Annotated in this window: 11 protein-coding genes; 8 read left to right on the top strand and 3 right to left on the bottom strand. The window is 63.2% G+C overall.

The annotated features are described in order from the left end of the window. Positions 1-1074 (top strand): porin (locus tag L880_RS31420; protein WP_043328132.1); only part of this gene is annotated, 1074 nt, incomplete at its 5' end. A 330-nt stretch (positions 1075-1404) separates the two neighbouring features. Then, entirely contained in the window at positions 1405-4794 is a 3390-nt protein-coding gene (locus tag L880_RS0102810; protein WP_027474373.1) for an EAL domain-containing protein, read from the top strand. 8 nt (positions 4795-4802) lie between these two features. Here the strand turns inward: L880_RS0102810 and L880_RS0102805 are convergent, their stop codons facing one another. Then, positions 4803-5570: a sulfite exporter TauE/SafE family protein gene (locus tag L880_RS0102805; RefSeq protein ID WP_245614896.1), complete on the bottom strand. Its 768-nt coding sequence runs from the start codon at positions 5568-5570 to the stop codon at positions 4803-4805. Positions 5571-5795: 225 nt separating this feature from the next. On the opposite strand from L880_RS0102805, the gene L880_RS34160 reads away from it, so the two are divergent. The 5 genes from L880_RS34160 (at position 5796) to L880_RS0102780 (ending at position 10441) form a co-directional block, all read left to right on the top strand. Then, a complete protein-coding gene (locus tag L880_RS34160; protein ID WP_051442980.1) occupies positions 5796-6272 on the top strand; it encodes a hypothetical protein in 477 nt (158 codons plus the stop codon). A 470-nt stretch (positions 6273-6742) separates the two neighbouring features. After that, positions 6743-8845, top strand: coding sequence for a cation:proton antiporter (locus tag L880_RS0102795; RefSeq protein ID WP_027474371.1), 2103 nt, complete (start codon positions 6743-6745; stop codon positions 8843-8845). A gap of 113 nt (positions 8846-8958) precedes the next feature. After that, positions 8959-9366, top strand: a complete 408-nt coding sequence (locus L880_RS0102790; protein WP_027474370.1) for an SRPBCC family protein — start codon at positions 8959-8961, stop codon at positions 9364-9366. Between the two features lie 398 nt (positions 9367-9764). Then, positions 9765-10178: a hypothetical protein gene (locus L880_RS0102785; protein WP_027474369.1), complete on the top strand. Its 414-nt coding sequence runs from the start codon at positions 9765-9767 to the stop codon at positions 10176-10178. 2 nt (positions 10179-10180) lie between these two features. Further along, positions 10181-10441 (top strand): hypothetical protein, encoded by a 261-nt coding sequence (locus L880_RS0102780; RefSeq protein ID WP_342669155.1) that lies wholly within the window; start codon positions 10181-10183, stop codon positions 10439-10441. Positions 10442-10766: 325 nt separating this feature from the next. On the opposite strand, the gene L880_RS0102775 is transcribed toward L880_RS0102780, so the two are convergent. Next, a complete protein-coding gene (locus L880_RS0102775) occupies positions 10767-12947 on the bottom strand; it encodes a KAP family P-loop NTPase fold protein (RefSeq protein ID WP_084460936.1) in 2181 nt (726 codons plus the stop codon). Positions 12948-13396: 449 nt separating this feature from the next. On the opposite strand from L880_RS0102775, the gene L880_RS0102770 reads away from it, so the two are divergent. Continuing rightward, entirely contained in the window at positions 13397-14512 is a 1116-nt protein-coding gene (locus L880_RS0102770) for a hypothetical protein (RefSeq protein WP_245614892.1), read from the top strand. Positions 14513-14828: 316 nt separating this feature from the next. Here L880_RS0102770 and L880_RS0102765 read toward each other — a convergent pair whose 3' ends face one another. After that, entirely contained in the window at positions 14829-15323 is a 495-nt protein-coding gene (locus L880_RS0102765; RefSeq protein ID WP_027474365.1) for a GNAT family N-acetyltransferase, read from the bottom strand. Positions 15324-15373 lie beyond the last annotated feature (50 nt).

The raw sequence follows: 15373 nt of genomic DNA, 5'->3' as shown, positions 1-15373 counted from the left end.
GAAAACGTCAAGACCAACGCCGGCCGCGTCTCCGGCGTCTCCCCTTCCGGCAACAGCGCCAGCCGCCTCGGCTTTCGCGGCGTCGAAGACCTGGGCGGCGGCCTGAGCGCCGGCTTCTGGCTTGAGGGCGCCATCAACCCCGCCAGCGGCATCGGCAGCAGCGGCACCACCACCAACAACCAGCGCTCCGACATCGCCGCCGGCGGCCTCACCTTCAACCGCCGCGCCACCGTCAGCCTGGCTGGCGCCTTCGGCGAGCTGCGCATCGGCCGCGACACCACCCCCAGCTGGCAGAACTACCTCAATGCCGACCCCTTCGCCGCCGCCGGCGTGGGCACATTGATCCTTGATTACACCGGCTCGGCCGCCACCAACACCTTTGTGCGCGCCTCCAACTCGGTGGGCTACTTCCTGCCCGGCAACCTGGGGGGCTTCTACGGTCAGGCCATGGTCGCCTTCGGCAACCAGCCCAGCAACGCCACCATCAACTCCATCGACACCTCCAGCAACGGCCGCTATGCCGGCGCCCGCCTGGGCTACCGCCAAGGCCCGCTCGATGTGGCTGCCGCCTACACCCGCACCACCTTCGCCGGCCTGACCCAGAGCCTGGGCAACAACGGCCTGGCTGGCCCTGGCACCTCGGGCGCCGCCGCCCCGCTGGCGGGCGACATGGCCGACACCAGCGTCTACGGCTCTTATGACTTCGGCCCCGCCAAGGTGATGGGCATCGTGGCCCAGCAAAAGCTCTCCAACGTGGCCACCACCGGCAACGACCTCAGCACCAAGGGCTGGAGCCTGGGCGTGAACGCCCCCGTGGGCGCCTTCAACGTGCTGGCCTCGATCGGCCAGGTCAAGCTGGGCTCGGCCAAGGCTCAGAAGCTGGCCCTGGGCGGTATCTACAACCTCTCCAAGCGCACCGCCGCCTACGCCACCGTGGCCCGCGTCAGCAACTCCGGCGGCGCCTCCATGGCCGCCTCTTCCTACGGCTCGGGCGCCCTCGGCCCGGTCACCGGCACCAGCAACGTCAACGGCAACTCCACCGGCTTCGACATCGGCCTGCGCGTGAGCTTCTGAGGCCCCTGTCGGCCCGGCTGGCCTGCAAGGACCGGCCGGGCTGATCGGCCATCTGTTTTCATTGCAACCAAGGTTTGAGCCTCGCCCCCCCTGGCGGGGCTTCTTTTTTTTGAAGCCTTTTAACCCCTCATATCCGCATTTGCCTGGGTGGCTTGAAAGTTCAAATACGGCTAATCTCAGTCAACACGCGATTCACGCATCCGACGCAGATCGGGGCTGTTTCGACGCTCGCCACAATCACCCAACGCCTTCAGGGAGGTGTTCGATGCCGCACAAAGTTCCCCATCTGCCTTGCTCTCAGGTGATGCTCGGCGTGAGTTGACTTTGACCATGGCAAAGCCCCCTCTCTACCTGGAATCCCGCTTCAACGCCAAGGTGCTGTTCGCCTTTGTCACAGCCGCCTTGGTGATCACCGCCTTGCTGGCCCTGACCTGGAAGCTGGCCGGCGATGCAGCAGCCGCCACCCAGCGCGTTCGCCACACCCAGGAGGTGCTGAATGCGCTGAGCATCACCCGCGGCGACATGCTGCAGGTTGAGCTGAGCACGCAGAACTTCCGCATCACGGGCGACAACAGCTACCTGATCGAACGAGAGAAGGCCTCCCGCTCGCGCGAAGAGGCCTTGGGCCGCCTGGCTCTGCTCACGGCCGACAACGCGGGTCAACAGGTGCGCTGGCAGCAACTGCGCCAGGTGGTCGACCAGCGCATCGCCATTGCCCGTCAGATCGAGGTCTTGCGCAAGACCCAGGGCATCGAGGCGGCCACCGCCTATGTGGCCCGCGCCCCGCTGCGCGAGACCCGCGACAAGGTCTATGGCCTGCTGGACCAGATGCGCGACGAAGAAGTCAGCCTGCTCGCCGCCCGTGAGGCCGAGCAACAGCGCAGCCGCCAATGGCTGCTTGGTGGTGGCTTGCTGGTCTCGGGCCTGTTGCTGGCCCTGCTGGCGGCCACGTCCAAGTTGATCCAGCGCCAGATGCAACACCTGGCGCGCAGCCGCGAAGCCCTGGCGGAGCGCGAAGAAGACCTGGCCATCACCCTGCAATCGATCGGCGACGGGGTATTGGCCACCGACCTGGACGGGCGCATCACACGCCTGAACCCCGTTGCAGAACGATTGACCGGCTGGACACAGGCCCAGGCCCTGGGCAAACGGGCCGAAGAGGTGTTTGTGATCGTCCATGAGACCACCCGCGCCGCGGTCGAGGTGCCGATCGCCCGCGTGCTGCAGACCGGCCAGCAGCAGGACCTGGCCAACCACACCAGCCTGATCGCACGCGATGGCAGCGAATGCCCCATCGCCGACAGTGCCGCGCCCATCCGCGACGCGGAGGGCCAGATGCGTGGCGCCGTGCTGGTGTTCCGCGACGTGACCCACCAGTACCAGGCCGAACAGCAGATTGAACGGCAAAAGGCCATGCTCGAGCAGCATGTTCAGGAACGCACCCGGCAGCTGCTGGAGAGTGAGGAGCACTTGCGCAGCGTGATGGCCGCGGTGCCGGCCCTGATCGGCTACGTGGATGCCCAGCAACGCTATGTGTACGTGAATGAGCTCTACCGCCGGCTTTTTGCCCCCGATCGCACCGACATCACCGGCTGCAGCGTGAGCGAGATCCTGGGCCCCGAGCGCTACGCCGTGGCCGCCCCCATGATCGAGGCTGCGCTGCTGGGCCGACCCCAGAGCTTCGACTGGGAGCCCAAGCCTGGCCTCTGGCATGCCGTGAACTATTTTCCGAAACGTGACGCGCAGGGGCGCGTGCTGGGCTACTACCTGCTGGGCAGCGACATCACCGAGCGCAAACGCAGCGAGGCGGCGATCCAGGACCTGAACACCGAGCTGGCGCAGCGCGTGCAGGAGCTGGAGCACGTGGGCCGCGCCCTGCGCACCCTGAGCGCCGTCAACCGCACCATGCTGCGCGCCAGCTCCGAAGACGAGCTGCTGCAGACCATGTGCCACGCCATCGTGCGCACCGGGGGCTTTGGCATGGCCGCCGTGTGGTACCGCCTGGACGACGCCGACCAGACCCTGAAGCTGATGGCCCAGAGCGGCAACCACAACAGCCCCACGCTGCTGAGCCGCCTGCCCATGACCTGGGCAGACACCCCGAACGGACAAGGTGCGGCGGCCCAGGCCGTGCGCACCGGCCAGACCACGCTGATCTCGAATGTGCTGGAAGACCCAGGCTACGCCCCCTGGCTGTCCTACCTGGACGGCAACCGCTCCGCCCTGGCCTGCCCGCTGCGGGTGGGTCAGAAGATCATCGGCGCCCTGGCCCTTTACGACCGAGAACCCGACACCTTCAAACCTGACGAGGTGAACCTGCTCAGCGAGTCGGCCGACGACCTGGCCTTTGGCATTGCCACGCTGCGTGCCCGTGTGGAACAGCAGCAGATCGAACAGGCGATGCAGCACCTGACGCGCCACGATGTGCTCACGGGGCTGCCCAACGAAGCCCATTTCACCGAAGACCTCAGCATGGCCCTGGCTGTGGCGGGGCAGCAGAGCGGCGCCCGCTTTGCCGTGCTGCAGACCAATATCGAGCGCATTGGCGAGATCAACGACGCCCTGGGTTTCAGCTTTGGTGACCAGTTGCTGTGCGAATTCGGCCAACGCCTGCGCCAATGCGTGCCCCCCGACGCCAAGGTGGCGCGGCTGCGCGGCGACGAATTCGCCATCCTGCTGCCCGACAGCGACGCGGCCGCGGCCCAGGCCCAGGTGCAGCGCCTGAAAGCGGCCCTGGCCGCCCCCATGCCCATGGCCGACATCGAGATCGACATCTCGGCACGCACCGGGATTGCGCTGTACCCGCAGCATGGCCAGACCCCGCACGACCTCTACCGCCACATGGACATCGCCCTGCAACTGGCGCGCAAGAAGGGCGTTGCACACCTGTTCTTCGACCTGGCCCAGGGCGTCAACCAACCGCAACAGCTCAACCTGGCCGGCCAACTGCGGCGCGCCATCGAAGGCGGCGACCTGCTGCTGTACCTGCAACCCAAGATCGACATGCGCAGCGGAGCCGTCTGTGGCGCCGAAGGTCTGGTGCGCTGGCGCCACGCCCAACGCGGACTGATCCCGCCCATGGAGTTCATCGGCCTGGCCGAGCAGACCGGCCTGATCACGCCATTGACCGACTGGGTGATCGAAACCGCACTGCGCCTGAACCACGATTGGAGCGCCCAGGGCGGCGCCCTGCCGATCGCCGTCAACCTCTCGGCCCGCAACCTGCGCGACGACAACCTGCTGGACCGCCTGCGGCACCTGCGCAAGACCTGGCCTGCGGCCTCAGGGTTGCTGGAGATGGAAATCACCGAAAGCGCGGTGATGGAAGATGCGGAATACGCCCTGGGCGTGCTGCAAAGCCTGCGCGCCGAGGGCATCGCCCTGTACATCGATGACTTCGGCACCGGCTACTCAGCCCTGAGCTACCTGCAAAAGCTGCCGGTGGACTACATCAAGATCGATCAGTCTTTTGTGCGCGACATGTGCAGCAGCAAAGACTCGGCCGCCATCGTGCGCTCCACCATCGACCTGGTGCACGACCTGGGCCGCAAAACCGTGGCCGAAGGCGTCGAAACCCAGGCCCATTGGGACCAACTGGCCAGCCTGGGCTGCGACTATGCCCAGGGCTACTTCATTGCCCGGCCCATGCCGCCGGAAGAGTTTCAGGCCTGGCGGGCGCAATATGAGGCGAGCCAGCTCATGGCCACACGGCAGGGCTGAGGCCCCCCTCAGCCCGGCGCCATGCCCCAGGCGTCCAGCATCAGCTTGACCGACACCAGCAGCAGGCCGACCTGCACCAGCCGGAAGAACCAGGCATCGGCCAGGCGGCGGGTGAGCCAGGCGCCGGCCACTGTGCCGGCCAGGGCAAAGGGCAGCAGGGCCGCCGCCCCCCACAGCGCCTGGGCCGAATAGGGGCGCAGAAACTGGTAAGGCACGATCTTGGCCAGGTTGATGGCGGCAAACAGCAGGGTGGCGGTGCCGGCAAACTGGGCTTTGGGCAGCTTCTGGGGGAGCACATAGACCTGGAACGGCGGCGCCCCGGCGTGCGAGATGAAGCTGGTGAAACCCGTGACCGTGCCCCAGAAGCAGCCCTTGAGCCGGTTCACCGGCTGGGGTGCGGCGTCGTTCTGCCGGCGCAGCCAGGCATACAGGCAAAAGCCCAGGCCCATCAAACCGATCAGAAACGTGACCACCCGGTCGGACACCCAGGCCGCCGTGGCCCAGCCCAGCACCACGCCGGCCAGCCCGGCGGGCACCAGGATGCGCAGGTTGGGGGCACTGAAATCGCGCCGGTACAGCCACAGGCCGGCCATGTCGGACACCACATAGATCGGCAGCAGCAGCACGGCCGCCTGCACCGGCGACATGGACAAGGCCATCAAAGGCACGGCCAACATGCCGATGGCGGGCAGCCCCCCCTTGGAGAGGCCCACCAGCAGAGCGGCCAAGGCGGCCACCCACGAGAAATGTTGCAGCAGTTCAGACAATCGGCACACCCATGGAGATCAAGCCCGACACCAGGCAAGCGCCGGGGCGCGCCATTGTGCCTTGCGCGCCACCAGGCTGCGGGCCCCCCAGCCCATGAAACCTGCCCAGGCAAGGACATTGCCGGCCGCGCCAGCCCGAAATCAGCCCCCAGGGCACACTCCAGACGCTCCAGACGCTCCAGACGCGCGACGAACGGAACCTTCCGAACGAAGACGGGTCAAGCAGCCTGCCCCATGACACACGCCAACGAACCCCACCGCCTGATCCAGTTGCTGGAGCGCATCGCCCAGGGCGAACGCCCGGCCCTGACCGAACTGCACGACGCCACCGCCAACCGCCTGTATGTGCTGGCCCTGATGCTGGTGGCCACGCCCCCCTGGGCCGAACAGGTGCTGCAGGCCTGCTACGTGCGGGTTTGGCAGCAGGCACGGCACTACCGCCGCACCACAGGCCCGGCCATCGACTGGATGGCCATGCTGCTGCGCCAGTGCGCCCAACACCTGCTGCAAGGCCGGGCCGGCGAACAGGCCCGGCAGGCCCAGGCCCTGGACCAGTTGCTGGAGGCCCCTCATGAGGCGGCTCACGCCACAGCCCCTGCCTCCAACACAGCGCCCCCGCCATCAGAAGCCTCAAGCGCCCAAGCCGAGAGCGCCCCCCGCGCGCGCGCCAAGCGCCCACGCCGACTTCGCCTGAGCCGTCAAACTGCCTGAGGCGGCGCCGGGGGGCTTCCTTCCCCTGAAGCGCTCTGTTCGGGTTCTTTTCGCATTCTTTGCGCATTCTTTTCGCGGCCTTGTCGCGCCCTTTGCAAGCGCTTTCCGCGCGTTTTCATCCCTCTTTGGGCCCTTCTTCGGCCCTCCTTTCCCTACTGCGCACCGCCTGCTTGCAATGGCTTGCACTCTTTGCACGCCTTGTTTGATCCAGGCGGTGCCGCCAGGGACAGGCCTGGGGAAGACGGGGCTATCATGGCCCTTGCCCGGGTGCCCGCACCCGACACGGCCCGTGATGGATGCCTTGCTGCCGCCCTCCTCCCCCCCTACCCCAGCCTCTGTGTGGCGCAGCCTCTCTGCGCCGGGCACGGGTGGGCACGCGCGGGCCATGTGGCCGCAGCGGGGCGCTCAACGCGGCCCAATCCCCCTCCCCTCTTTTCACAACCGGTGCCTGACCGGCACCTGATTGCCCCGTGCCCAGTCTTGCCGAACTGCTTGTTCTGACCTCCAGCCTGCTGGCCATCGTGGCCCTGGTGCAGGTGGCCTCCGCCCGCATGGGTGCCCCCGAATCCACCCTGCTGTCGCTGGTGGGCATCACCCTGGGGGCCAGCTATGTGGCCATCGATTCGGTGGCGCCTGAGTTTGCCGCCTTCTTCTTCGCCCCCCTGATCAGCCCCGACTTTCCGGCCGAGGCCTACCTGTGGCTGTTTTTGCCGCCGCTGCTGTTTCAAGTAGCGCTGACGGTGGACGTGCGCAACATGCTGCAAGATGCCGCGCCCATCCTGCTGCTGGCCGTGGTGGCGGTGTTTGTGGCCACCGGGGCCATCGGCCTGGGCCTGGCCCTGGTGGCCCCGCAAAGCCTGGTGGTGTGCCTGCTGCTGGGGGCCATCGTGGCCACCACCGACCCCTCCGCCGTGGTGGGCATCTTTCGCGACGTGGGCGCGCCGGGGCGGCTGATACGCCTGGTGGAGGGCGAAAGCCTGCTCAACGACGCGGCCGCCATCGCCCTGGCCGCCGTGCTGATGAGCATGCTGACCCGCCATGGTGCGTCGGTCAGCTGGGTGGACGGGCTGACCAGCCTCGGTTACTCATTCGGCGGCGGTGTGCTGCTGGGCCTGGTGGTGGGCCGGGCCGTGGCCTTTGTGCTGCCCCTGATGGGCAACATCGCCTCGGCCGAGACGGCGCTGACCATGGCCGTGCCCTATGCCCTGTACCTGCTCGGGGGTGAGTGGCTGGATGTGTCGGGCGTGGTGGCCGTGGTGTGCGCCGGCCTGGTCATCAATGGCCTGGCCAAGACCCGGCTGGCGCCCCGCAACTGGGACCACGTGCAACTGGTGTGGCAGCAGATTGCCGTGCTGGCCGGCGCCATCGTGTTTTTGCTGGCCGCCGTGCGGGTGCCCCACCTGCTGCGCGATGTGGCCTGGCACGACGTGGGTTACCTGATGGCCACGGTGGTCGCCGCCTTTGTGGGGCGGCTGGCCGTGCTGTACCTGATGCTGCCCGCGCTGAGCCGGCTGCGCCTGAGCGCCCCCATCTCGTCGGCCTACAAGCTGGCCATGGCCTGGGGCGGCCTGCGCGGCGCCGTCACCCTGGTGCTGGCCATGGGCGTGGCCGAGAACACCGCCCTGCCGGCGGCCACGCGGCATTTTGTGTCGGTGATCGCCACCGGTTTTGTGCTGTTCAGCCTGCTGGTCAACGGCAGCTCGCTGCGCTGGGTGATCCGCCAGCTGGGGCTGGACAGGCTGTCGACCCAAGACCAGGCCTTGCAGCAGCAGGCCATCAACCTGTCCACCGAAGAAGTGGAGGCCACCGTTCAACGCATTGCTGCCACCTTCCACTTTCAGCCCGAGGCCGCGGCCGAGGTCAACCAGCTGTACCGCAACGGCCTGGCCCTGGGCCAGGCCCCCCTGGCCGCCGACCTGAACGAGCGCGAACGCCTGGCCATCGGCCTGACCACCCTGGCCACACGCGAGCGCGACCTGATCCCCGACTACGGCAACGGCATCGTGAGCGTGCGCAACCTCGACGCCATGATGCGCAACACCGGCCACATGATCGACGCCGCCCGCAACGAAGGCCGCCTGGGCTACAACCGCGCCGCGCGCCGCATCCTGGAGCCGCACGCCAGCTACCAGGTGGCCCTGTGGCTGCACCGCCACCTGCACCTGGACCGCCCCCTGGCCGCCGCCCTGGCCGACCGCTTCGAGCTGCTGATCTGCCGCCGCGCCGTGCTGGAGCGCCTGCACCGCTACAACCAGAGCCGCCTCAAACCCCTGCTGGGCGAACGCATGGCCGGCGTGCTCGACACCGTGCTGCAGGCCCGCAGCCAATCGGCCGAACAAGCCATCCAGGCCCTGCGCAACGCCCACCCCGACTTCACCCAGGCCCTGGAGCGCCGCCTGCTGCTGCTGTTCGCCCTGCGCCAGGGCCGCGCCGCCATGGAAGCCATGGTGGCGGAGAGCGTGATTTCAAAAGAGGTCTACACCTGGGTGGAACAGGAGTTGGGGCGGGCCTGGCAGTTGGGGATTGCTAGGCCGGCGTTGAGGAAGCGGCACGGTGGCGGTGATGGGAAGTGAGACTGAGGGGGAGGCCCGCAGGAAAACTGCCACCGCGCAGGTCACCAATTCTCAAGCGCTTGTTTCAAAATGGGCGCCAACGTCCGATCCCCAACCCACCCTCTGAGTGACCCATGAAAATCACGGTTGAAACCACAGTCACGGCACCGATCGATGCCGTGTGGCACGCCTACACCACAGCTGAGGACATCGTTCAATGGAACGCAGCTTCAGACGACTGGCACACCACCAAGGCAAGCGTCGACCTTCGAGAAGGCGGTGCGTTTTCATCCCGCATGGAAGCCAAAGACGGCAGCTTCGGCTTTGATTTCGCCGGAACCTACACCCGGGTGGTGGTGAATCACCTGCTGGAATACTCGTTCGGCGACCGACAGGCCAGCGTCGAGTTCACGGCCACACCCCCAGGCGTCACAGTCAAAGTGGAGTTTGATGGGGAAGACATGCATTCCGTTGAGCAACAGCGAGAGGGATGGCAAGCCATCTTGAACAACTTCAAACGGCATGTGGAGAGCCGAATTTAGGCAAGAGGCGGGGCTGCATCGGTGCCTGAAGTTGTTGGGTTTCGGGTGGTGGCTGGCAGGTGCCGCTGCGGATCCATGCGCGGACTGAATGCAGGCGGCGGCGGAGCTGAGATCCACTCCTGAGTGACGACCTCAGGCTGGCAGCGGGCTTTCAATGGCCCCCCTTGGCAGGCAGTTTGGGACCCCAAGCGGTCCATCGCCGTGCCATCGGGATCTACCACCGGCGGTCGTTCAGTTAAAGTGCCCGCCCTCTGGGTGATTTTTGCCCGCACGATCAACCCGCATCCCGAGGGACACTTGGCTCCCCGTTGACGTCTTTTGAAAACAAAATCTGCTGTCTGCGATGTGTCGGCTGATGCACTCACGCAAGCTGCAACTCTCGGAGCTGGAAAAACAACATGCTGTTAACCGATATCGCCGTCGAGCACACTTGGATGTCCAAAAAGGATGGCGTTCGTCAGACTTTCTTGCTGCATCCGTTCACCGATACCCAACGCGATTCACTTGGAAAATTCGAACTCGTTCGCGACGTCAGCCAACCAGGACGCAAAGACGTGAAACGCTCAACCTACGTGTCGTTTCAACAATTGGCAGAGTTGTATGCGAAAGGCGTGCTCGAAGAATTCGGGTTTTCCGTTCGCATGTGTCCACGTCAAGGCACGTACCCAGCCAAGCTTCCAGCCAAAAAGATACTGCCCACCAGCATCAAGCCAGGCTCTTCGTTCGACCTGGCGGTTCAAAAGGTGGATATTTCCAAAGAAGCCACGCGCGAATTGAGAACCGCCTTGCTTCGCACCAACGTCAAAATTTAAGAATGACGACGTCGATTGAGATGGGCGTTACCGTGAACCCCTCCGTTGCCCACGCTGAACTCATCGCCACGTTCAAGCGGGCCGAGGCGGATGCCGCTCACAAGTTCGGGCTGATCCAGGCGGCGGCCCATAAAGGGCCCAAAGCCATACAAGCCGCCACCGAGACAGCGGCAAAGGCCGCCAAACGCAGAGACTCGTATGCGAAAAAGCTGGAAGTTTTGGGCGTGAACCCCAAGGATTTGGCCACCCAGCCTGCGGCGTAACACCCGCCCCTGGCGGCTGCGCACAACGGGTCCTGATCGTCCAAATGATCCCATGGCCTGAAAACAGAGTCGGTCTTGGGTCTTGCGTCGATTGGCATGCTTTCGAAGTGCAGTGGTTAAAGCATCGTTGTTTTTGGGGCGGGAAGATGTGGGGAGAGATGAATTGCCGTTTCAGGCTGGTTGCTGCCGGTCAGAGTGAATCGGTCTGACGTCCGCTTACGGTTCACATGTGGCTGGTATCGGCGTTAAGGACCGCATGTGACGCATGCCTACTTTAGGGTACAACGGCAACTGCACTCGGACATCGCGAACAAGCCACAGGGGTTCAGGTGTCGTCATCGTCGTTGAATCGAAGGTCGTCTGGGTCTTGCCCCTTGGCTAACGCCTGCAATCCTTGAAGGAATCGCTTGGTCGCTGTCCGTTGGCGGACGGTCAAATCCGATCGTGATTGGATAGCTCGGATTCGCGGCTCCATTGCTTGGATGTCCATGATTGCTGCCAGTGGCTTCAACGAGAGCCGATAGGTCTCCGTCGTCTGGCGACCGGAATGCCGAAGGCCAGTTCTGACGAACTTGTCGAGAAGTGCGACGACTTTGTCATCGTCATCGACCATAGGTTTGAAGACTTCTCGTATACGCTCGGGGTTGCCCCATTGCTTCCACCGATGAACGATAAAGTCCAAGTCCGGCATGGCCATAAATTCCTCGAGGCTGGCATTGTCGAGCCGGTGGCCGACGGCTTTTGCCATAGCCTCTGCGAAACCGTCCTCGAGATCAAGAAAGGCTCTGGGCGCCTTCGAGGCGTCGCGCTTGGCCTGCAATGCGTCATCCGCCAAGTCGACCAAGCTCCACAGGCCCGGCGATATCTCCGCCAGGCGCGAAAGCAACGCCTGCCGCTCGTGAGCGGGAAGCCGCTCGAGCTGCTTTGAGATGAGTCCACTGATCCGCCAGCGATTGGGCATGGAGAAGAAGCCGCCACTTTCGTCTTCCTTGCGAAGAAGCTGATGGGCGTTGGCGACCAATGCTTCGACGAGCTTCGAAGCTTGGGCTGCTGGCAATTGGTCGAGGTCGCGCAGTCGATCGATCAAGTCGCGTGCCTTCGAATGCCGATCCGGCAGGATTACACCCGCTGCCTCCCGGAGCAACGAAGCCATGCCATCCGAAGTCTGCTCGCTGGCAATTCGCTCAATCTCCGCCCGGCTGACATGCCCCGGCGGCACGCCAAACTGAAAGTAGGGGTCGAAGCAATCAGGGCTGCATGGCCGCAGCTCCTTACGCCAGTCGCTATGGTCACTGGATGAGACCATGCCCGAGTCGAGAACTTGGGAAACCTTGGGGAAGATCAGGCCAACGAGTTCGGCTAAATGTTCGCGCGAACCGTCTGGTAGTGAGTCCCTCCATTTGTCAAAGTAATTCTTTTCCGCGGCTCTCTTGTGATCGAGTTGAGTCGGCAATCCGCAGAAGAAGTCCTTGGCATCGCGGATGCTGCCATAGACCGCTGGCTCGAAGACGCGCAGGAACTCCAGAGCAATGAAATCAACCGGGTTGACCTCGCCAGCTAGCGGTGGATAGGCGACCGAGATGGTGTTGAGTATGCGTACGATATCGCGGGGCTTCTTGATTAACCGATCCAACCCGTCAGAGAAGACCTCGGCCCAGCGGTCCTGATCAAAGGGGAATGGCATGGGCTTCGAATCGATGATCGAATCGAGCCCCTTGAACAGCTTTTGGTGGAGTTGGCCCTTATCGACCGCAGGCAGATGGAAAGGGGCTTGGACGATCTTCTCGAGGTAGGCCTCGCCATCCATCTTCAATGAGGTCGTCAATGCCCTGCCGACTTCGTCCCGGTCGAAGAACAGAACATAGACGACCTCGGGAAAATCGGCCAGAGCTTTGATGGCCCGGAAGAAATCGCGGGCTTCGTCCGGTGTTAACCGGTCAATGTCATCGACAAAGAAGACAAACCGCTTACCGCTGGATTTAAGCGTTGCGGCCACCTTCTTCTTGATCGACGGAATGCCCGTCTTTTCCGCTAGAAACTTCAGGCCAGGAATCCAGCCCAGCAACCAAGCGAGCGGCTTTTTGAGCCAACCATATCCCGAGACATCGGCCGCCGTGTCCGCAATTTGCTTCGAATATTTTCCGACTAACTTCGCCAGCGTTCGGAGATGTTTGAGGCGATCCGGCAACTGAGCCGAGAATTGCTCGAGCAACTGGGATGAGATTTGTTCGCGCCCCTCGAACCACCATGGATTGAAGTCAATAACAACAGGCCGCTTGTCCTTTGGCAACCTTTTCAAGTCGTGCTTGATGAAATTCAATAGGCTTGATTTTCCGCTGCCCCACTTGCCATGCACGGCAAGCACCAAGCCCTGCGGACTTCTATTATCTACGATTGCTTTCGCAAGCAGTGAGGCGAAAGGGGCATAGCCGAATGCATCCTCCGCAGGGTCGACCAGAGGCAGATCTGACCCAATTTCCCAGGAATTTTTTGGAGTTTCAGTCACTAAATAGCCTTACTGATCGATAAGCCAAAAAGTCTAGTCCATTCCTGAGTGATTCTCGCCGTCATAACCAATCCTTACGAGGTTGATGCCTTGCGAAGGCTACGTAGGCCTGCCATTCGACCGATTGCAGGCATTCTAATTTCACGTACCGACGACCGCTCTCGCGGCAGAACCGGCGACCGCAGGCGAAAGGCGGCGCCAGGCTGGATGCGGCGATCAAATGCCAACTGCTTGAACGACCGCGTGTCGCTCCGTGGGGGGGGGGGCGCCGGCCCGTAGTCTGCGCCAAGCGACTATCGATAGCTCAGTATCATGAATACATATAAGAAGTTTCGGGAGGACCTACGATGCAACGCAATCTGAAAGTTGACATAGACGCAAGTACGTGGCCAGGCGTCGGTTTACAGCCTTCGTTTCCGCCTACGTTCATAAGTGGGAAAAGCAGTTGTGTGCTGAACGTTCCGGCAATGCTCTTGATGATCGGCTACCTGACTACACCAATTTCTGCAACGGGCGTTTCACTTAGCGAGTTTTGGGCCTGGGTCCGATACTTGGCCGCAATAGCAAAGCAGCCGGACCTCAGCCTCACCCGCAGCTTTTGGGATCTTGATGCGCATCAAAAGACCATCCTCAGCGACGATTTCGGAATGGGGGTCCCCATTCTTTGGTTGCACGATAAGCTGTCATTAGTACAGGTCGTCGATGGCCGCTACTTCATGCAGCGGATCGCCAGTTCACTAGGTGTAACCCAAGCGAGAACTGCAAAGAGAGGCCCGAACAAAACCCCTGACTTTGTAGCGCAGGATGTATTGGGTATGTGGCACGTTATCGAGTGCAAGGGGACGCAATCCGGTGCTGCATTCAGCCTCAAGCAGCTTGGTTTGAAGGGACCGCCTGCTGGAGGTGGGGTCGCGCAGAAGCTTTCAATCCAGTTTCCACCGGGCTACACAGGGCAGCGCTTGGTTTGCGGTCTAAGCATTGATGTTGAAGGCGGTTCTGGAAGCGTGCTCAAGATTGTTGATCCGAAGCCCAAAGAGCCATTTGTCTTACGTGAGCAGCAGATGAATTTAGCTCAAGACGCGGCCAATCGTGGTGTGATGGCGCGAGCTCTTCGAATGGCTGGATTCGAGGTTACCGCAGAATCTGTAGCCTCCCCCTTCGGAGCTCGGCCTGAGGACAAACGTGGTCGCTCGTCGCGGGCAGAGGCCGCACGCAAGAAGATTACCGAAGAACGGGACGAGAGGTCTCGCGAGGAAATACGTGGCATTATCTCTGAAGGTCAATCCTTCAGCGGTGACTTCCGCGGCCGGGAGGCAGTCGTGATGCTTCCGCGCGAAGTGACGCTCGATGGTCAGTCGGTGAGGAGGGTTGTTATCCGGCCAAGTGTGAACCGGGAGGTTCTTGAGGAAATAAGGCAACAGCCATCGGTAGAAGTTCTCGCAGACAAAGCTGGCACGATAAAGTGGACCAGTCGTATCGGTCAGACGATGATGGAAGGCCAGGGTCGATCGGCGACGATGCGCATCGGCAGCATCTTTCGCTTAGACATCGATCTAGAGGCGTAATGCATTGCCAGGTCAATTTCGAAACTTGTTGGTTCAAGCCAGGCGTCTGCAGTTGTCAATGCTTCGCTGCAAGCAGTCGGTGGACGTTGCGGCGTTGGGCGACCGCAACCGCTGTATACCAGACATCCCCAACTGATACCCCACCCATCAATTCCAGCCCCGAACGCCCCCCAGCGGCGCCACGCCCAACCAGTCGAATCCCCTCCACCCACAGAATCTCATTCACCAACTTGCCCGACAGCACGTCGCCCAGCACAAAGGTGCTAACACCCCCCAGACAACCGCATCAAGCACCTGAGGGGCCGCACTGAACTCCTCAAAAGCCAATCAAGCGCCCGCTATTCCCCACCTCCACCCGCCTGCACATCAACGCATTCGCCAGCGTCACCCCCCGGCGCACCGGAAATCGCCGCTCCAGCACCGTGAAGCCATGGCGGGCAAAGAAGGGCTCGGCCGTCACGCTCACATCGGCCGTCAAATCGCCCAGGCCCAGTGATTTGGCCTCGGCCAGCAGGTGGGCCATCAGGTGGGTGCCCAGGCCTTGGCGCGGGTGGGTGCCTGCGACGTAGAAGTGGTCGATGTAGCCCTTGTGCTGCAGGTCGGCATAGGCCACAACCTGGCCGCCCAGTTCAAGCACGAAGGGCTTGAGGGCTTGAATGCGCTGGGCCCACAGGGCCTGGTCGAGGTCGGCCGGGGCCCAGGCCTTGATTTGCTCGGGCGAGTAGTCGCGGCTGGCCACGCTGTGGACAGCCGAGAAAAACACCTGAAACAGCGCGGCCTCGTCGCCGGGCCTGAACCTTCGAATCTGCATGCGCCTCACTGTACAAGCCCCGGGTAGCAGGATCTGGTCAGCTCCGGGGC

Origin of the sequence: Curvibacter gracilis ATCC BAA-807 (assembly GCF_000518645.1) — a bacterium.
GTDB classification, from domain to species: Bacteria; Pseudomonadota; Gammaproteobacteria; order Burkholderiales; family Burkholderiaceae_C; genus Curvibacter; species Curvibacter gracilis.
This window is presented reverse-complemented; position numbering and strand designations above follow the sequence as displayed.